This window comes from Myxococcota bacterium (assembly GCA_041389495.1).
Taxonomy (GTDB): Bacteria; Myxococcota_A; UBA9160; order UBA9160; family UBA4427; genus JAWKRT01.
The window spans coordinates 2,129,625-2,148,434 of record JAWKRT010000001.1 but is presented as its reverse complement, the minus strand read 5'-3'; the positions used below and the strand labels follow the sequence as shown (position 1 = coordinate 2,148,434).

General features: G+C 72.1%; 15 protein-coding genes. 12 read left to right on the top strand and 3 right to left on the bottom strand.

The annotated features are described in order from the left end of the window. Positions 1-13 precede the first annotated feature (13 nt). The 3 genes from lon to dnaK form a co-directional block, all read right to left on the bottom strand. On the bottom strand, positions 14-2,482 hold the full coding sequence (gene lon, locus R3E88_09505; protein ID MEZ4216699.1) for an endopeptidase La: 2,469 nt from the start codon (positions 2,480-2,482) through the stop codon (positions 14-16). Then, the gene (locus tag R3E88_09500) at positions 2,479-2,811 is read right to left on the bottom strand and encodes an Hsp20/alpha crystallin family protein (protein MEZ4216698.1); all 333 of its coding nucleotides are present in this window, start codon (positions 2,809-2,811) and stop codon (positions 2,479-2,481) included. Before R3E88_09500 ends, lon begins: the two co-directional genes overlap by 4 nt. A 79-nt stretch (positions 2,812-2,890) precedes the next feature. Further along, positions 2,891-4,801, bottom strand: coding sequence for a molecular chaperone DnaK (dnaK, locus tag R3E88_09495; protein MEZ4216697.1), 1,911 nt, complete (start codon positions 4,799-4,801; stop codon positions 2,891-2,893). A 519-nt stretch (positions 4,802-5,320) separates the two neighbouring features. Between dnaK and R3E88_09490 the strand changes: the two genes are divergently transcribed. The 12 genes from R3E88_09490 (at position 5,321) to gspN (ending at position 18,806) form a co-directional block, all read left to right on the top strand. After that, positions 5,321-6,238 (top strand): type II secretion system protein N, encoded by a 918-nt coding sequence (locus tag R3E88_09490; GenBank protein ID MEZ4216696.1) that lies wholly within the window; start codon positions 5,321-5,323, stop codon positions 6,236-6,238. Further along, a complete protein-coding gene (gene gspD / locus R3E88_09485) occupies positions 6,235-8,748 on the top strand; it encodes a type II secretion system secretin GspD (protein ID MEZ4216695.1) in 2,514 nt (837 codons plus the stop codon). Before R3E88_09490 ends, gspD begins: the two co-directional genes overlap by 4 nt. Further along, entirely contained in the window at positions 8,745-10,529 is a 1,785-nt protein-coding gene (gene gspE, locus R3E88_09480) for a type II secretion system ATPase GspE (protein ID MEZ4216694.1), read from the top strand. The genes gspD and gspE overlap by 4 nt, the downstream gene beginning before the upstream one ends. A 31-nt stretch (positions 10,530-10,560) precedes the next feature. After that, positions 10,561-11,817 (top strand): type II secretion system inner membrane protein GspF, encoded by a 1,257-nt coding sequence (gspF, locus tag R3E88_09475; GenBank protein MEZ4216693.1) that lies wholly within the window; start codon positions 10,561-10,563, stop codon positions 11,815-11,817. Positions 11,818-11,859: 42 nt separating this feature from the next. Further along, a complete protein-coding gene (gene gspG / locus R3E88_09470; protein ID MEZ4216692.1) occupies positions 11,860-12,369 on the top strand; it encodes a type II secretion system major pseudopilin GspG in 510 nt (169 codons plus the stop codon). A 28-nt stretch (positions 12,370-12,397) separates the two neighbouring features. After that, positions 12,398-13,000, top strand: coding sequence for a prepilin-type N-terminal cleavage/methylation domain-containing protein (locus R3E88_09465; protein ID MEZ4216691.1), 603 nt, complete (start codon positions 12,398-12,400; stop codon positions 12,998-13,000). Beyond that, positions 12,987-13,646, top strand: a complete 660-nt coding sequence (locus R3E88_09460; GenBank protein MEZ4216690.1) for a hypothetical protein — start codon at positions 12,987-12,989, stop codon at positions 13,644-13,646. The genes R3E88_09465 and R3E88_09460 overlap by 14 nt, the downstream gene beginning before the upstream one ends. Further along, positions 13,646-14,614 carry a hypothetical protein gene (locus R3E88_09455; protein MEZ4216689.1) on the top strand — a complete coding sequence of 323 codons (969 nt, stop codon included), beginning with the start codon at positions 13,646-13,648 and terminating at the stop codon, positions 14,612-14,614. Before R3E88_09460 ends, R3E88_09455 begins: the two co-directional genes overlap by 1 nt. Next, positions 14,611-15,672, top strand: coding sequence for a type II secretion system minor pseudopilin GspK (gspK, locus tag R3E88_09450; GenBank protein MEZ4216688.1), 1,062 nt, complete (start codon positions 14,611-14,613; stop codon positions 15,670-15,672). Before R3E88_09455 ends, gspK begins: the two co-directional genes overlap by 4 nt. A gap of 136 nt (positions 15,673-15,808) precedes the next feature. Next, positions 15,809-17,377, top strand: a complete 1,569-nt coding sequence (gene gspL / locus R3E88_09445; protein ID MEZ4216687.1) for a type II secretion system protein GspL — start codon at positions 15,809-15,811, stop codon at positions 17,375-17,377. Beyond that, a complete protein-coding gene (gene gspM / locus R3E88_09440; protein ID MEZ4216686.1) occupies positions 17,374-17,931 on the top strand; it encodes a type II secretion system protein GspM in 558 nt (185 codons plus the stop codon). The genes gspL and gspM overlap by 4 nt, the downstream gene beginning before the upstream one ends. 2 nt (positions 17,932-17,933) lie before the next feature. Further along, on the top strand, positions 17,934-18,806 hold the full coding sequence (gspN, locus tag R3E88_09435) for a type II secretion system protein GspN (protein ID MEZ4216685.1): 873 nt from the start codon (positions 17,934-17,936) through the stop codon (positions 18,804-18,806). The last annotated feature ends 4 nt before the right edge of the window (positions 18,807-18,810 follow it).

The window sequence follows — 18,810 nt, the reverse complement described above, 5'->3', positions numbered from 1 at the left end:
CCGCGCGCCGCGATCAGACCGAGGAAGGAGCCGGGTCGAGCGTGAGCCCGAGTGCATCGTCGATGGTCCCCACGTAGCGAAGGTCGAGTCCCTGGAGGAGCGCGGCCGGAATCTCGGCGACGTCCTTCTCGTTCGCGGCGGGGAGCACGACGCGCTCGATCCCCGCGCGCTTGGCGGCGAGCACCTTCTCCTTGATCCCGCCGACGGGCAGGATCTTACCGCGCAGCGTGATCTCGCCGGTCATCGCCGTGAGCGGCGCGGCGGGCCGGCCGGTGTACAGCGAGGCGAGCGACGTCACCATCGCGACGCCCGCCGAGGGGCCGTCCTTCGGGACCGCGCCGGACGGGACGTGCACGTGCAGGTCGCTGCCCGCGAACACCGCGTCGTCGACGCCGAGCTCCTCGGCGTGGCCGCGCAGCCACGTGCGCGCCGCCTCCGCCGATTCGCGCATCACGTCGCCGAGCGACCCGGTGAGCTTGAGCTCGCCCTGCCCCTTCATGCGCGTCGACTCTACGAACAGGATGTCGCCTCCGGCCGGCGTCCACGCGAGCCCGACCGCGACGCCGGGCTTCCCACCGCGCTCGGCGACCTCCGGCTCGAAGTCGTGCGGGCCGAGCAGCCCCTCGAGATCGGCCGGCGCGACCTTCACCGCACCGACCGACTCGCCCTCCGCGACGCGCAGCGCGAGCTTGCGGAAGACGGCGGCGATCCTGCGCTCGAGATTGCGCACGCCGGCCTCGCGCGTGTAGTGCTCGACGAGGGCCGAGATCGTCTCGTCGGGGAGATCGAGGTCGACGCCCGCGATGCCGTTGCGCTCGCGCTGACGCGGCACGAGGAAGCGCCGCGCGATCTCGCGCTTCTCCTCGAGCGTGTAGCCGGGGAGCTCGATCACCTCCATGCGATCGCGCAGCGCGGGCGGCACCGTGTCCATCCGGTTGGCGGTCGCGATGAAGAGCACGCGCGACAGGTCGAAGGGCACCTCGAGGTAGTGGTCGCTGAACTCCGCGTTCTGCTCCGGGTCGAGCACCTCGAGCAGCGCGGAGGACGGATCGCCGCGGAAGTCGGTGCCGACCTTGTCGATCTCGTCGAGCAGCAGCACGGGGTTCCGCGTCCCCGCGCGGCGCAGCGTCTGCACGATCCGCCCGGGCAGCGCGCCGACGTAGGTGCGCCGATGCCCACGGATCTCGGCCTCGTCGCGGACGCCGCCGAGCGAGATGCGCCCGAACTCGCGACCGAGCGCGCGCGCGATCGAACGCCCCAGCGACGTCTTGCCCGTGCCGGGTGGACCGACGAAGCAGAGGATCGGGCCCTTGATGTCGCGCTTCAGCGACAGCACCGCGATGTACTCGACGATGCGGTCCTTCACCTTCTCGAGCCCGTAGTGGTCCTCGTCGAGCACCTCGCGCGCGTGCACGACGTCGAGCCGGTCCTCCGACAGCTTCTTCCACGGGAGGTCGGCGAGCCATTCGAGATAGGTGCGGATGACGCCGTGCTCGGCGGCGGCGGGCGGCGTCTGCTCGAGCCGCTCGAGCTCGCGCATCGCCTGCTCGTGCGCGTCCTCCGGAAGGCCCGCGGCCTCGAGCCGTTCGCGGAGGTCCTCGACCTCCTGCTCGCCGTCCTCCGTCTCTCCGAGCTCGCGGCGGATCGCCTCGAGCTGCTGTCGCAGCACGTAGTCGCGCTGCGACTTGGTCATCTCGCTCTGGACCTTCTCCTTGATCTCGGTCTCGACGGCGAGCGCCTGCTGCTCCTTCGTGAGCTGCGCCTGCACGAGCTTGAGCCGCGCGGCGACGTCGGGCTCCTCGAGCACGGCCTGCTTGCCGGCCACGTCGAGCCCGAGATTCGAGGCCACGAGGTCCGCGAGGCGCGAGGGGTCCTCGACGTTCGCGGCGAGGGCCTGCACCTCCTGGCCGATGCGGCCGCCCGACTGCGCGAGCTCGAGGAAGGCCTGCGTCACGTTGCGCGTGAGCGCCTGCATCTCGACCGAGGTCGCGTCGCCCGACTCCTCCATCCGCCGCACGCGCGCGCGCAGGAACGGATCCTCGGCGGTGAAGGCGTCGATGTGGACGCGCGCGACGCCCTGCACGAGGAGGCGATAGGAGTCGTCCGGGAACTTGAGCATCTTGACGACGCGCAGCAGCGTGCCCGTGCGATGGACGTCGTCCGGACCCGGGCTGCCCTCGGTCTCGCGCCGCACGGCCGCGCACACCATGAGCCGATCGCCGCGCAGCAGCACCTCGTCGATCAGCTCCTGCGAGCGCGGCGTGTTCACGAGCAGCGGCGACAGGAGGAACGGGAAGAGCACGGTGTTCTTGAGCGGGAGCACGGGGAGCTCCGCCGGAATCTCGCGCATGGCGGCGGCGCTCTCGTCGAGCGGCCCTTCGTCGACGCGCACCTCGATACCGCCGCCCTCGTCGGACGCCAGCGCGACCGCGAGATCGCGCCGCTCGTCCGCGCCGAGCCCCTCTCGCACGTGCTCGCTCACCGGCCCTCCTCGCCGTCGCTCGCGCGCTCGATCTCGACCGTGCGCCGCACCGGCTTCTTCTTCGGGAGCACGACGCGCAGGAAGCCGTCCTCGAGGTGGGCGGTCACGCGCTCGCGCTCGAAGGCGACGTGCACGCGCACCGCGCGCTCGAACGGGCCGAACGCGATCTCCATGCGGTGGAGTCGGACGACGCCCTCCTCGCGCGGAACCGTGCGCACGCCGCGGATGTGCAGCAGGTCGCCGTCGATCCGCACGCTCAGGTCGTCGCTCTCGAGCCCCGGGAGCTCGGCGCGCACGACGAGGGCGTCGGCGGTCTCGACGACGTCGATCGCGGGCTGGAAGCGATCGCCCCGCAGCCGCTCCTCGACCTCGCCGAAGAGCTCCGACAGCGAGCCGCGGCGGAACGGATCAGGAATCGCCCTTCTCCTCGGTGTAGTCGGCGTCGATCACGTCGTCGTTCGGCCCGCCCGCGGACGCACCGCCGGGTGCGGCGCCGGGCGCGCCGGCGTCGCCGGAAGGCTGCTTGTAGAGCTGCTCGGCCACCTTGTGGAGCGCGGCCGTCAGCGCCTGCGTCGCCGCCTCGAGCTCCGCGACGCTCGTCGACTCGAGCTTGCCCTTGGCGTCGGCGATCGCCTGCTCGACCGCGGCCTTGTCGCCGGCCTCGAGCTTGTCGCCGCTCTCGCGCAGCTGCTTCTCCGCCTGGTAGACGAGCGAGTCGAGCTCGTTGCGCTTGTCGATCGACTGCCGCCGCTCCTTGTCGGCGCTCGCGTGCGACTTCGCGTCGTCGACCATGCGGTCGATCTCGTCCTTCGAGAGCCCGCCCGTGTTCTCGATGCGGATCGACTGCTCCTTGCCCGAGGCCTTGTCCTTCGCCCCCACCGACAGGATGCCGTTCGCATCGATGTCGAACGTCACCTCGATCTGCGGCAGGCCGCGCGGCGCGGGCGGGATCCCGTCCAGGATGAAGCGGCCGATCTCGCGGTTGTCGTTCGCCATCTCGCGCTCGCCCTGGAGCACGCGGATCTCGACCTGCGGCTGGTTGTCGGCGGCGGTCGAGAACACCTGGTTGGCGCGCGTCGGGATGGTCGTGTTGCGATCGATGAGCTTCGTCATCACGCCGCCGAGCGTCTCGATGCCGAGCGACAGCGGCGTGACGTCGAGCAGCAGCACGTCCTTGACGTCGCCGGCGAGCACGCCGCCCTGCACGGCCGCGCCGATCGCCACCACCTCGTCCGGGTTCACCGTGCGGTTCGGCTCCTTCCCGAAGAGCTCGGCGACCTTCTTCTGCACGAGCGGGATGCGCGTCGAGCCGCCGACGAGCACGACCTCGTCGATCTGCGACGGCTGGAGGCCCGCGTCCGCGAGCGCGCTGCGGCACGGAGCGAGCGTGCGATCGACGAGGTCCTCGATCAGCTGCTCGAACTTCGAGCGCGAGAGCTTCAGCGTCAGGTGCTTCGGGCCGGACTGGTCCGCCGTGATGTACGGCAGGTTGATGTCGGTCGTCGTCGCGGACGAGAGCTCGATCTTCGCCTTCTCCGCGGCCTCGCGAAGTCGCTGCATGGCCATCGGATCCTTCGTGAGGTCGATGCCCTGGTCCTTCTTGAACTCCGCAGCGAGGTACTCGATGACGCGCTGGTCGACGTTGTCGCCGCCGAGGTGCGTGTCGCCGTTGGTCGCCTTCACCTCGACGACGTTCTCCCCGACCTCGAGGATCGAGATGTCGAACGTGCCGCCGCCGAAGTCGTACACGGCGATCTTCTCGTCCTTCTCCTTGTCGAGCCCGTACGCGAGCGCGGCGGCCGTCGGCTCGTTGATGATCCGCTTGACGTCGAGGCCGGCGATCTTGCCGGCGTCCTTCGTGGCCTGGCGCTGCGCGTCGTTGAAGTAGGCGGGAACGGTGATGACCGCCGCGGTGACCTCGGTGCCCAGGTACGCCTCCGCGGCCGCCTTGAGCTTGGCGAGCACCATCGCGGAGATCTCGGGGGGCGTGTACGTCTTCCCGTCGACCTGCACCGCGGCGGCGCCGTTCTTGTCGATCACCTGATAGGGAACGAGCCGCGTCTCCTCGGGAACTTCGTCGAGACGCCGCCCCATGAACCGCTTGATGGAGTAGACGGTGCGCGTGGGGTTGGTGACGGCCTGTCGCTTCGCGATCGCGCCGACGAGGCGCTCGCCGTCGTCGGTGAAGCCCACGACGGACGGCGTCGTGCGGCCGCCCTCCTCGTTCGCGATCACGGTGGGCTGGCCGCCCTCGACCACGGCGACGACCGAGTTCGTCGTGCCGAGGTCGATCCCGATCACCTTGCCGCTCGCTGCCATCTGTCGCGTCTCCTCGTGGCGCCGCGTCGCGCCCGATCCTGTGGATGCCGCGCCTCTCGCGCGGCACCGGGTTCACGCCGAACGTCCCTGTCCGATGAGGTCCGGGCCGAAAAGCGGCGCAACCCTCGCGCCATGCTCCGCGCTGTCAACGCCGACGCGCGAACTCGCGCGAACGCGCGTCGACGATCCGCGGCCGCGCGCGGGCCGGTCGCGCGGGCGGACGCGCCGGAACGCGCGCGCGTGTGACGGGGTCCACAAGCCCGAGTCGGCGTTCGCCGATAGGCTCCGCCGCAAGGGACTCGTGGCTCGGCGACTAACCCTTCGGAATCGCGACGCTTTGCTTGGATCGCGCCGACGCGCGGGGTATAGTGCGGCCCCCCGTCGCCCCGGGTCGCACCGCGCGGCGCGAAGCGGCGAGCCGAGCCGAGGGTCCGGCGCGCCGAGGGGGCCTCGGCGGCCGCGGGAGTCCGCGGGTCTCGGTGGGGCGTCGCCGGGTCTCGGTCGGTAGAGGGACGGGCGATGCGCCGATGGGCCATCCGAGCCGCGAACGCGGCTCTCTTCACGCTCGGCTGCTTCCTGGCGGCTCGCATCGCCGTCGCGATCCTCGCGGAGGTCCTCCTGCCCGAGCGCGCCGAAGCCACCGTCGGGCGAGCCCTTCCCGTCGCGGGCGACGTCTCCCGGGCGGACACGCAGGTGATCCTCGCCCGCAACCTCTTCGGCGCCCAGATCGCGGGAGAGGCCGTCCCCACCCCCGACACGGCGACGCTCGAGGCCGTCGAGACGAAGCTCCCGCTCGAGCTGCTGGGCACGGTCGCGGGCGAGGACGCCTCGGTCTCGAGCGCCGCGATCCAGGACCTCGGCACCCGCAAGCACCAGGTCGTCTACGTCGGCGACGCGATCGCCGCGCACCCGTCGTACACGGTCGATCGCATCGACCGCGGCGTCGTGTATCTGCGCGGCCCCGACAAGCTCGAGAAGCTGCTCCTCAAGGAGGACGAGCCCGACGGCGCGAAGGTGGCCGCCGCTCCGCAGCGCCGGGGCCGGCGCGTGGCCGCACGCACCCGGGCGCAGGCCGCCCCCCCGAGCGACTCGATGGCCGAACGCCTCGCCGAGCTCCAGGAGGAGGTCGGCGCGCGCACGACGGCGGCCCTGTACTCGCAGGCCCGGATCATCCCGAAGTGGGAAGAGGGAAAGATGGTGGGCGTCCAGCTCAACCAGGTGAAGCCGGGCAGCCTCTACGACAAGATCGGCATCCGCAGCGGCGACGTCATCACGTCGCTCAACGGGATCGCGATCGACAGCCCCCAGGCCAGCTCGCGCCTGCTGTCCGAGTTCACGCAGGCCGAAGAGTTCGACATCGTGAAGCAGGACGGCAGCACGCTCCACGTCGGGACGAGCGAGCTCGAGGGAATGCTGTCGGGCGACGACGAGGGATGATGCGCACTCGCCAGACCGATGTTCGCGCGCTCGCCGGCGCGCGTCCCCACCTCGCCTTCGCGATCGCGGCAGTGTTGCTCGCGCTCGCCGCGATCGCGCCTTCGGCCGGCGCGCAGCGCACGCCGCCCGCGCGCGAGACGGTCGAGGACAACGGGGCGAAGCTCGTCCAGCTCGACTTCGACGACGTCGAGCTCGCCGCGGTGATCGAGGCGATCGCCAAGCTCACGAACAAGAACTTCATCTACGACGATCGCGTCCGCGGCCGCGTCACGATCGTCTCGCCGACGCAGGTCACGGTCGACCAGGCCTACGCGGTCTTCGAATCCGTGCTGCAGGTGAAGGGCTTCTCGACCGTGCCCGGGCCCGGCGGCGTGATCAAGGTCGTTCCGGTGCGCGAGGTGAAGGAGTCGAGCATCGAGACGGTGCGCGAGGGCGAGCCGAGCCCGAACCGCGACCACTTCGTCACGCGCCTCATCCCGCTCCGCTACATCGACGCGACCGAGATCTCGAACACGCTGAAGCCGCTCGTCTCGAAGGACGCCGCGCTGATCGCCTACGCGCCGACGAACACGCTGATCCTCACCGACTCGTCGTCGAACATCCGCCGCCTGCTCGACATCCTCGGGTCGATCGACATCTCGTCCTACCGCGAGGAGCTCGCGGTCATCCCGATCGAGTACGCCGACGCGACGACGCTCGGCGACCAGATCTCCGAGATCTACGGCGCCGAGGTGAGCGCCGTCGCCGGCAGCGTGCGGCGATCGACGCGCCGCGCGGTGAACCGCGGCGCGGAGCAGGCGAACCCGCAGCTCGCGCCGGGCATCCGCGTCCGCATCCTGCCCGACACGCGCACGAACTCGCTCATCGTGCTCGCGCCGCGCCAGCAGATCCAGGACGTCCGCGAGCTCGTCGAGAAGCTCGACGTGCGCGTCTCGGGGGCGGGCACCATCCACGTCTACTACCTGCGCCACGCCGACGCCGAGGAGCTCGCGCAGACCCTGAACTCGCTGCTCTCCGGGCAGAGCAACACGTCGACGCCCGGCGCCACCGGGGCGGCCGGCGCGCCGGGCGCGGGCAACCCGGCGCTGCGCTCGGTCGTGACCGAGCTCGCGGAGGGCATCACGGTCACGGCCGATCCGGGGACGAACTCGCTCGTCATCCAGGCGAGCCGCGAGGGCTACGAGACGCTCGTCAAGGTGATCGAGCAGCTCGACGTCCAGCGCCCGCAGGTGCTCGTCGAGGCGCTCATCATGGAGGTCGACGTCAGCGACGGCCTCGAGCTCGGTCTCAACGCGCTCGTCGAGGCCATGAGCAACAAATGGAACGTCGACCTGAAGCAGGTGACGAACGACGTGACCGCGGGGGCCATCGACGGAATGGCGGGCGCCGTCACCGGCGGCCCGCTCGCCGTCAACGCGGTCGGCACGTCCGGCAACACGAAGATCCAGGCGATCCTCCACGCCGCGGCGAGCGACGGCACGACGAACGTCATCTCCGCCCCGCACATCCTCACGTCCGACAACGAGGAGGCGGAGATCCGGATCGGCAACAACATCCCGATCGTCACGAGCCGGCTCGAGGGCGCGACGGGCGGCAACAACCTGTCGACGTCGGTCAACGTCGAGCGCCAGGACATCGGCGTCACGCTGCGCGTCACGCCGCAGATCAGCGAGGGCGACACGCTCCGCCTCAAGCTCTTCCAGGAGCTCTCGGACGTGAACACGGGACTGAGTGCATCCGCAGCGCTCACCGAGGACTCGGGCCCCGCCCTCACCAACACGCGCATCGAGAACACGCTCGTCGTCTCGAACGGCGAGACGGTCGTGATCGGCGGGCTCCTGAGCGACAACACCAAGGACGAGACGACGAAGATCCCCTTCCTCGGCGACATCCCGTTCCTCGGCTGGGCGTTCAAGACGACGTCGACGCAGAAGACGAAGCAGAACCTGCTCGTCTTCCTGACGCCCCACATCATCCGCTCGCGCGAGGACCTCGAGCGCGCGACGATCCGCAAGCGCGAGCAGTTCGGCGAGGCGGCCGGCCCGCCGCTCGCGCTCGAGAAGGACGACCGCGCGCGCGCCGAGGAGAGCGGCATCGACCTCGCGATGGCGCGCGGCCAGAACCCCGTGCTCGCCACCGTGCGCAGCCACCGCACGCGCTACCCGCTCGAACGCATGCAGGAGCTCGAGAGGTCGACGGGGCTCGCCGCCGGGAACCTCTCCATCGCACAGACCTCGCAGCGCTACGCCGTGCGCGCGGGAGTCTTCACGGACGAGGGCGCGGCGACCGACGCGCTCGCGCGCGTCGTCGATGCCGGCCACGACGCCGCGCTCGTGACGAGCGAGGCGAACGGCGCGCTGGTCTTCGAGCTGCGCGTGGGCCCCTACCCGTCGCTCGACGCCGCACAGACGGCGAGCGCGCTCCTGCGCGGCGGGCTCGGACTCGATGCGAGCGTCGAGATCCTTCCGCCCGACGGCGCGCGCGACCCGCTGCGGGAGGACGCGCCGTGAGCCAGGCGCCCACCGCGCTCGACGGCGCGCCGGGCGCGCGCGCGGGCCGACTCGACCTCGGCGACGTCCTGCTGCGCACGACGCGGCTCGACGCCGATCAGCTCGCCGAGGCGCGCCGTCTGCAGGCCGAGACGGGCGAACGTCTCGCCGACGTCCTGATCGAGGAAGGGATGGTGAGCGCGGACGAGCTGCTCGTCGCGTTCTCCGAGCAGCTCGGGCTCCCGCTGCGCACGTCGCTCGCGCCGGACGAGATCGACGACACCCTGCTGCAGCACGTCCCGATCGGATTCGCGAAGCAGCACAAGCTGCTCCCGATCGGCCGCAGCACGGGCGCGGGGCCGAGCGCGGTCGATGCGATCCGCGTCGTCGCCGCGAGCCCGCTCGACACTGCGCCGCTCGACGACCTCCGCATGCTGTTCGACGGCGCCGAGATCGACGTCGAGCTGGCCCCCGAACGCGTGATCGTCGACGCGATCAACACCGTCTACGACCGCGGCCCGAGCGCCACCGACCAGCTCGCCGAGGAGGCCGAGGACGACCTCGACGCGCTCGCGGGCGAGATCTCGAACGAGCCGACCGACCTGCTCGAGGCGACGGACGACGCGCCCATCATCCGGCTCGTGAACTCGATGCTCCAGCACGCGGTGAAGGAGCGCGCGAGCGACATCCACATCGAGCCGTTCGAGCGCGAGATCCGCGTGCGCTTCCGCATCGACGACGTGCTCTACGAGCCGATGAAGCCGCTCCCGCGCGCGCTGCAGGCGAGCATCGCGTCGCGCATCAAGATCATGGGCTCGCTCGACATCGCGGAGAAGCGGCTGCCGCAGGACGGCCGCATCCGGCTCAAGATCGCGGGGCGCGGCTACGACGTCCGCCTGTCGACCGTGCCCGTCACCTACGGCGAGCGTCTCGTGCTGCGCCTCCTGCCCGACACGCAGGAGCTCCTCGACCTCGAGAAGATCGGGTTCGCGCAGCACCAGCTCCAGGCGATCGAGCGCATCGTCAAGCGGCCGAACGGCATCTTCCTCGTCACCGGCCCCACCGGCTCGGGCAAGACGACGACGCTGCACGCGGCGCTCGCGAAGATCAACGACACCGACAAGAACATCATCACGATCGAGGACCCGGTCGAGATCCAGCAGCCGGGCGTCGGACAGATCGAGGTCAACCCGAAGATCGGCCTCACGTTCGCGGCCGGGCTGCGCTCGGTGCTCCGCCAGGACCCGAACGTCGTGCTCGTCGGCGAGATCCGCGACCTCGAGACCGCCGAGATCGCGATCCAGGCGTCGCTCACCGGCCACCTCGTGCTGTCGACGCTGCACACGAACGACGCGGCCAGCGCGATCACGCGCCTCGTCGACATGGGAGTCGAGCCGTTCCTCGTCGGGTCGTCGCTCGTCGGCGCGCTCGCGCAGCGTCTCGTGCGCGTGCTGTGCAACGAGTGCAAGGAGGCGTACGAGGCGACGCCCGAGGAGCTGAGCGAGATCGGCGTCCGCCACCCCGGCCGCCCCGTGAAGCTGTTCCGGCCCGTCGGCTGCGCGACCTGCAGCTACTCGGGCTACCGCGGCCGGCTCGGCATCTTCGAGCTGATGCTGATCGACGACGAGATCCGCGACATGGTCACGAAGAACGTCGACTCGAAGACGATCAAGCACAAGGCGGTGTCGAAGGGCATGGGCACCCTCCGCGGCGACGGCGCGCGCAAGGTCCTGCGCGGCATCACGTCCATCGCCGAAGTGCTGCGCGCGACCGAGGAGGAAGGCGCGGTCGCGCAGATCTGACGCGCTCGCGCGCGGACGTGGCAGGGGTGACGTGGCGATCTACGCGTACAAGGGCGTCCACGCCGACGGCAAGTCGGCCAAGGGCTCCGTCACGGCGGACAGCGCGCGCGCCGCCCGCGCCAAGATGCGCTCGCAGGGCGTGATCCTGACGGAGCTCGTCGAGGCCACCGAGGGCGCGCGCGGCGCCGCGCGCGAGGAGTCCGACGCCGAGGAGTCGCGCCTCGCGCGCGCCCTCTCGCTCGTCTCGGTGGGCCGCATCCCGCCGATGGAGAACGCGATCGCGACGCGCCAGCTGTCGACGCTCGTGCTGGCCGGCATCCCGCTCGTCGAGTCGCTCGGCGCGCTCGTCCAGCAGGTCGAACACGCGAAGCTGCGGTCGACCTTCGCGCAGGTCCGCGAGCGCGTGAACGAGGGCTCGTCGCTCGCCGACGCCCTCACCGCCACGCGGCAGTTCGACAACCTCTACGTCAGCATGGTGCGCGCCGGCGAGGCGAGCGGCGCGCTCGGCACCGTGCTCGCGCGCGTCGCCGACTACCAGGAGGACCAGCTGCGGCTGTCCAACAAGGTGCTGTCGATCATGCTCTACCCGGCCATCATGCTGGGCTTCTCGGTGCTCGTGATCGGCGCGCTCGTCACCTTCGTGCTGCCGCAGATCACGAGCCTGCTGGCCGACATGAACCAGGCGCTGCCGCTGCCGACGCGCATCATCCTCGGCACCTCCGCGTTCCTGCGCGGCTGGTGGTGGGCGCTCGCGCTCGCCCTGGCCGCAGGGCTCCTCGGCCTGCGCGCCTTCCGCCGCACCGAGCGCGGGCGCGAGGCCTGGGACCGCTTCCGCCTGCGCCTCCCCGTGCTCGGAAGGCTCACGCGCGTGCTCGCGATCGCGCGTCTCACGCGCACGCTCTCGACGCTGCTCGCGAGCGGCGTCGGCATCGTGAAGTCGCTCGACATCGCGAAGCACGTCGCCAACAACGCCGTGATCGCGCGCGCCGTCGACCAGGCGCGCACGAGCATCGTCGAGGGCACGCCGCTCGCCGTGCCGCTGCGCGCGAGCGGCGAGTTCCCGGCCATGGTGACGACCATGATCGAGGTCGGCGAGCACAGCGGCGAGCTCGAGGGCATGCTCGGCCGCGTCGCCGACACCTACGACGAGCAGGTCGAGAACACGATCACGCGGCTCACCGCACTGCTCGAGCCGGCGCTCATCCTCGTGATGGTGGGCATCGTGCTCGTCATCATCCTGGCTACCCTGCAGCCGCTCCTGCAGCTCACCAACTCGGTCACGCGCTAGGCGCGGCCCGCGACGGGCCGCCGCGAAGGAACGGACATGACGATGGAACCGACGATCGCCCCTCCGCCGACGGACTCCGCGGCGCGCCCGACCCGCCCTGCCCGCACCGCCGCGCGCGGGTTCACGCTGCTCGAGATGGTCGCCGTCGTCGCGATCATCGGGATCCTGATGGGACTGATCGGAACGCAGATCCTCGGGCGCGTCGGCGAAGCGCGGAAGACGGCCGCCGAGGCGCAGATGACGCAGCTCGTCCAGTCGCTCGAGCTCTACCGGCTCGACAACGGGCGCTACCCGACGACCGAGCAGGGCCTCGAGGCGCTCGTGACCGCGCCCACGACGCCCCCGGAGCCGCGCCGCTACCCGGTCGACGGCTACGTCAAGGAGCGCAAGAAGCTGCTCGACACCTGGAGCAACCCGTTCCAGTACGAGAGCCCCGGGCAGCACAACCCGCGCGGCTTCGACATCTGGTCGCTCGGGGCCGACGGACAGGCCGGCGGCGACGACCTCGACGCCGACTTCGGAAACTGGGAAGACGACGCCGCGGGCAACTAGCGTCGCGGGGCGGGGAGCACGGCGAGCGGTGAGCACGAACGGCCCGCGCAGCGCCCGCGCCTCGCACGACGGCTTCACGCTGCTCGAGATGGTCGCGGTCGTCGCGATCCTCGCGCTCGTGATGTCGCTGATCGCGCCGAGCTTCGGGCTCACGCGCCAGGGAGACCTGCGCGAGGCCGCGACCGCCGTCGCGAGCTCCCTCGAGTACGCGCGCCAGCGCGCCGTGATGACGGCGAGGCCGCACCGCCTGCGCCTCGGCCTCGAGGAGGGCACGTACCAGCTCGAGTGGTTCGTCACCGACGCCGACGAGGACCCGGATGCGCCGCCCCCTCCGCCCCTCGACCTGCGCGGCCCCATCCCGATGTCGCCGCCCACCCGCGACCTGCCGAGCTACCGCCCCGTGCCCGGCGACTTCGGGGACGCGCGTCGCCTCGACGAGGACGTGTACTTCGAGGGCGTGCAGATGGACGAGGGCTGGTTCGACACCGGCGAGTTCCAGATCGTCTTCGCCGCGGACGGCTCGACCGCGCCGGCGCAGGTCGTGCTCGGGAGCGAAGGCATCCAGGGCTACGTGCTCGACGTGAGCCCGCTGCTCGACTCCGTGAGGATCCTCGACGATGAGCCTCGTTAGGCCGGGCGGCGCCGCCGCCCGCGCGCGCGGCTTCACGATGCTCGAGGTCGTCGCGGCGATCGGCATCATCACGATCTGGTACTTCTTCCTCGTCACGCTCGCCGGCGACAGCACCGCGAGAGAGCGCGAGAGCAAGGAGTCGCTCGAGGCGTCGCTGATCGCGGACGAGGCGCTGGCCGACGCGGAGGCGGCGCTCGTCGCAGGTGGCGTGCCGCAGCCGTACGACTCGACCGCCCCCGCTGCCGAGTCGGCGCCGCGCTACGGCGACGGCTTCGGCGGCGATCTCTACGACGTGCGGGTCGCCGTCGAGCCGTTCGACGCGCTCGCGGCGCTCGGCGCGATCGAGGGCACGAGCGCGCCACCGCTCGACCTCTCGCTCGACGCGCTCCCGAAGGACGCGAAGGCCGCCGCCGCGACCGCCCTGCTGCGCGTGCGCGTCGAGGTGCGGCGCGTGACGGACGTCGAGGACGCACTCGCGACCGGCGCGATCGAGCCGCCGCCGCTCGCCGCGCGCACGACGTTCGCGATCGACCCGGCGCTCCTCGCGTCGCTCGAGAGCGCGGGCGCGAGCGCCCCGGCCCCCACCGGTCGCGACGAGTCCACCCGCGACCGCGACGCGGCGCGCGACGACGAGGACGCGGGCTGATGCGGCGGCGCACGAGCGGCTTCACGCTCTTCGAGGCGCTGTTCGTGATCTTCACGACGGCGATCGTGATCGGCATGATCACGACGATGTTCATGACCGTGACGCGCGGCTCGCAGGCCTCCGTCGCGAGCACGCGCGAGATCCGCCTCGCCACCGCCGTGCTCGACCGCATCGCGAACGACGTCGAGTCGGCGTTCCTCGTGTCGAAGGATCCCGAGGCCGACCCGCTCACGCACCCATGGGTCTTCATCGCCGAGGGAAGGCAGGGCCAGGACGGCGCGGATCGCCTGCTCTTCACGACGCTCGCGCACCGCAGCGACGCGCTCGCGGTCGACCCCGAGCAGCGCAAGAGCGCGGCCGGGCTCGCGACGTACGCCTACTTCCTCGAGCCCGACGACGCGCTCGGCGCGGGCGACGTCCCGCGCTTCGTGCTGATGCGCTGGGTGAACCCGTTCCTCGCCGAGGACCACGCCTTCCCGCGCCGCGACGACCCGGGCACGATCGCCGTCGCCGAGGACGTCGCGCGCTTCTCGCTGCACTTCCTCGCGGACGGGGGCTGGGTGGACGAGTGGGACTCGACGCTCATCGCCGACTCGAGCGAGCTGCCCGTCGCGGTCGAGATCCGACTCGCGCTCTGGCCCGACCTCACGCCCGAGGAGCTCGACGACTACGCGGATCGCGGCGAGGAGCCGCCCCTCACCGAGTACCGCCGGCGCGTCGTCCTCTACCAGCGCCCGCTCGCGGACGTCGGCGTCTCCGAAGCGGTGGCGAACCTCGCGAGCGACGGCGAGGAGGAAGAGGAGGAGTGCAAGATCACGTACGGCCAGTGCTTCGGGCAGCTCGGCGTCGCGGCGAACCCGCGCAACACCGGCTTCGCGGCGATCTGGAACAACTGCGTGCGGCCGGGTGACGAGACGATCTTCGACGCCAACGGCAACCCGATCGACGTGACGCCGTGCCTGCGATGACGCGCCTCCCCGCACCGTTCGCGAAGCCGCGCGCGCGGCGCGAGGCGGGCGTCGTGCTCGCGCTCGTGCTCGTGATCGGCCTCCTGCTGATGACGGTCGTGATCGGCTTCTCGCGCCGCGCGATCGTCGACTACCACATCGCGCGCAATCGCGACGCAGCCGCGCAGGCCGACGCGCTCGCACGCGGCGGCGTCCAGCTCGCGACCTTCCTGCTGCTCGCCGACTCCCTGGCGAGCGCGCAGGGCGGCCCGCCCGGCGACACCTACCTCGACGCCTGGGCCCAGGCCGAGCGCTACGAGATCGCGACCGACGACGGAGCCCGTCTGCGCGTGCGCATCCGCGACGAGGGCAGCCTCCTCGACCTCAACGCGATCGTGCCGGAGACCGCGACGGGCGAGGCGAGCGAGGAGGCGGTCGACTTCCTGATCGCGGTCCTCGAGAAGGTGATCGACGAGCTGCCCGTGGCTCCCGGAGAGCGCGCCTTCGACGCCCGCGAGCTCGCCTACAACCTGATCGACTACGTGGACGCCGACGAGGAGCGCCAGCGCGGGGGCCCCGAGAACGCCTGGTACGAACGCCAGTCGCCGCCCTACGAGGCCGCGAACGAGCCGCTGCGCAGCGTCGACGAGCTCGGCATGGTGGAGGGCTTCACGCCCGTGCTCGTGGACGGCCTCCGCCCCTACGTCACCGTCCACCCGCGCAAGGACGGCACCGGGATCAACCTCAACACCGCGCCGCCGCACGTGCTGGCGCTCGTCTACCACGGCAGCCAGGGGAGCCGGACCCTCGCGAGCGAGGACACGGTCCGCCGCATCCTGCGCGCGCGCGAGGAAGGCCGGATTCTCTGCACGACTACGGGCGCGGACGACCGATGTATCCTCGCCGCCGAGATCGTCGAGGGGTCGATCTTCCCCGATGCCAGCCTGCCTGCGCAGGCGACCCTGTTCCGGGTCGAGGCCGAGGCCACGGTGGGGGACGTGCGGCGGACGATCGCGGCGGTCGTGGATCGCACCGACCCGTCGAAGCCGACGGTGCTCGAGTGGCGGCACGGCTCGTGACGGTGGGCACCGTCACGCGGGCGCACCGCGCGCGCGGTCGACGAGCCGCGCGGCGCACGGCGACGCGGTCGACGGGGCGGACGCGGCCGACGCGGCCGAAGGAACGCGAGGGGCGGGAGAGTCGACGTTGCCGCTGATGAAGAACGTCCTCGGGCTCGATCTCGGCGCCCACACCATCAAGGCGGTCGAGCTGCGCCAGACGCTGAGCTCGCTCGAGCCCGCGCAGATGCGCATGCATCCGCGCGCCCTCCCCGACCACCCGCTCCCCGACCTGCTCCGCCGCTTCGCGGCCATGCACCAGCTCGCGACCGACCACGTCGTCGCCGCCGTTCCCGCCGAGCGCATCTCCGTGCGCTCGATGTCCTTCCCGTTCCGCGACCGCAAGCGCCTCGCCGCGGCGGTGCCGTTCGAGGTCGAGGGCGAGACGCCCTTCGACCTCGAGGACGTGATCGTCACGTGGGACTCCGTCGGCGGCGATCGCGCGCGCGCCGAGCTCGCGGTCGCGATCGCGCCGCGGCGCGCGGTCGCCGAGCGCCTCGACGTGCTGCGCGAGGCCGGCTGCGAGCCGCGCGTGCTCGAGGCGGAGGGGCTCGCGCTCGCGAACCTGCACGCCGTGCTCGGCTGGGACGGCGCGCGCCTCGTCGTCGACATGGGGCACGCGTCGACCAAGCTGTGCGTCGTGCGCGACGGGAAGGCGCTGCTCGCGCGCGCGATCCCGGTCGCCGGCCGCCACGTCACCGAGGCGATGGCGCGCGACCAGGGGCGCTCGCTCGACGACGCCGAGCACGCGAAGTGCGAGGACGGCGTCTTCCACCTCGGGTTCGACAGCGCGTCGCCGTCGGCCGTCGGCGTGCTCGACCGCATCGCGCGCGAGGCGGTGCGCCTGCTCGAGTCCGCCGAGCCGCTGCTCGGCGGCGCGGCCGCGACGCAGGTCGGCGGCGTCGTGCTGGTCGGCGGCTCGGCGCGCCTCCACCGGCTCGACGAGTACCTCGGCGAGCGGCTCGGCATCGCCACGGCGCGCCCGGCCGTGCCGCCCGAGGGCCTGGGCGCCGCGCTGCTCGCGGGCGGCGACCCCGCGCTCTTCGCCCCCGCCCTCGCGCTCGCGCTGCGCGGCACCTCGCGCGCGACGACGGCGACGGACTTCCGCCAGGACGACCTCGCGTACCGCACGGACTTCCGCAGCTACCTCGGGCGCGACCTGCGGCCGACGGCGGTGCTGGCGGGTGTCGTCGGCGCGCTCGGGCTCGCGACCGCGGTGACGTCGCTCTCGCTCGAGTCGCGCCGGGCCGACGCGATCCGCGGGCAGATCGCCGCCCTCTACGAAGAGGCGGTCGGCACCGCGCCGACGACGAACCCGGTGACGCAGCTCGGCAACGAGCTCTACGCGGCGCGCGAGCGCGCGGACTTCCTCGGCGTGTACGGCGGCAGCCTCTCCGCGCTCGACCTCCTGTCCGAGCTGTCGCGACGCATCCCGGCCGACCTCGAGGTCCGCCTGCTCGAGCTCAACATCACCGGACGCGTGATCCGTCTCAAGGTCGCCGGCAGCAACTTCGAGGCGGCCGAGCGGCTGACGCGCGTGCTGAGCGCCGAGCCGCCGTTCCGCAACGCCGAGGTCAAGGGCGGCATCGAGAGCACGAAGGACGGCACGCGCTTCACGGTCGCGATCAGCCTGACCGGCGGCACCGACGACGAGGAGACGTCGTGAACGAGCTGCTCGTCCGGCTCCAGACCGCGTGGGACGACCTCTCGCAGCGCGAGCGTCTGCTGCTCGGCACGGCCGGCGGGCTCGCCGCGCTCATGCTCGTGTGGTTCGTGGCGGTCGCGCCGCTCCTCGACCTCGCGGGGCGCGCGTCGGCCGGCGTCGTCGACGCCGAGCAGGACCTCTCCTCGATGAAGCGCCTGCGGCGCGAGTACGACGAGGTCAAGGCGCGGCTCGGGTCCGTCGAGCGCCGCATCCAGGCGAAGGGCCAGAGCCGCAACATCCTCACGCTGCTCGAGTCGCTCGCGGCGACGTCCGGCGTCAAGGTCGAGTCGCTCGACCCGCGCCAGGGCGCGAGCAACGAGGTCTATCGCGAGACGAAGGTCGAGGTCGAGCTGTCCGGCGTCACGCTCTCGCAGATCGTCGACTACCTGCACAACATCGAGTCCTCGCCGCAGCTGCTCAGCGTGAAGTCGCTGCGCATGAAGACCCGCGGCGAGGGCGGCCCGGATGCGCTGCTCGACGTGACGTTCGCCGTCTCGAGCTTCGAGCCGCTGTAGTGGTGGCGCGCGGTCTCGACCCGGGCGCGGGCCTGCTGCCGCGGAGCGTGCGCTGGCCGACGCTCGCGCTGCTCGCGGGCGTGCTGACGACGCTCTTCGCGATCTGGATCTTCCCCTACGGGCGGCTCGCGCGCGCGATCTCCGACCGCAGCGAGGCGCTCGTCGGCGTGCAGATCGAGCTCGACGATCTCGCGCCGCACCTCGGCCTCTCGGGCCTCGGTCTCGCGGCGACGAACGTGCGCGCGACGCTCCCGCGCGGCGATGCGCTGCTGCTCCCGCGCGTCTTCCTGCGGCCCGCCCTCTCGCTCGGCTGGCTGCGCGGCGAGCCTTCCTTCGCCGTCGACGTCGACGGCGGCGGGCTCGGCCGCGTCGCGGGCGAGATCGCGGTGGGGGCGCACGGCGGCTTCCGCGGCGACCTCGACGGGCTCGCGCTCGCGCTGCTGCCGCTCGACCAGGCCGTGCCCGGCCTCTCCATGGAAGGCCGCGTGACGGCCGCGGTCGACGTCGCGACGGGCGACGCGGGCCGGCCCGAGGGCACGCTCGTCTTCCACGCGACCGAGGGGAACCTGATGGGCCCGGGCCTGCCGATCGCCGTCCCGTTCGCGCGCTTCGAGGGCGATCTCGCGCTCGGCGGCGACGTCTTCGCACGCGTGGCGAAGCTCGAGCTCGACGGCCCGATGCTGTTCGCGAGCGCGACGGGCACGGTCGCGCTCGCCGAGGTCGCCGGCCAGGAAGCGCTCGACCTCGCGCTCGACGTGCGGCCGGCCGGTCGCGCGCTCGTGCCCGTCCTCCGCGACCTCGGCATCGACGCGCAGCCCGGACAGACGACCCGCCTCGCGATCACCGGGACGCTCGCGCGCCCGACCTTCCGCTAGGCGA

Coding starts and splice junctions, on each gene's coding strand:
- dnaK (MEZ4216697.1), bottom strand. CDS start 4,801: ATGGCAGCGAGCGGCAAGGTGATCGGGATCGACCTCGGCACGACGAAC.
- R3E88_09490 (MEZ4216696.1), top strand. CDS start 5,321: ATGCGCCGATGGGCCATCCGAGCCGCGAACGCGGCTCTCTTCACGCTC.
- gspD (MEZ4216695.1), top strand. CDS start 6,235: ATGATGCGCACTCGCCAGACCGATGTTCGCGCGCTCGCCGGCGCGCGT.
- gspG (MEZ4216692.1), top strand. CDS start 11,860: ATGGAACCGACGATCGCCCCTCCGCCGACGGACTCCGCGGCGCGCCCG.
- R3E88_09460 (MEZ4216690.1), top strand. CDS start 12,987: ATGAGCCTCGTTAGGCCGGGCGGCGCCGCCGCCCGCGCGCGCGGCTTC.
- R3E88_09455 (MEZ4216689.1), top strand. CDS start 13,646: ATGCGGCGGCGCACGAGCGGCTTCACGCTCTTCGAGGCGCTGTTCGTG.
- gspK (MEZ4216688.1), top strand. CDS start 14,611: ATGACGCGCCTCCCCGCACCGTTCGCGAAGCCGCGCGCGCGGCGCGAG.
- gspL (MEZ4216687.1), top strand. CDS start 15,809: ATGAAGAACGTCCTCGGGCTCGATCTCGGCGCCCACACCATCAAGGCG.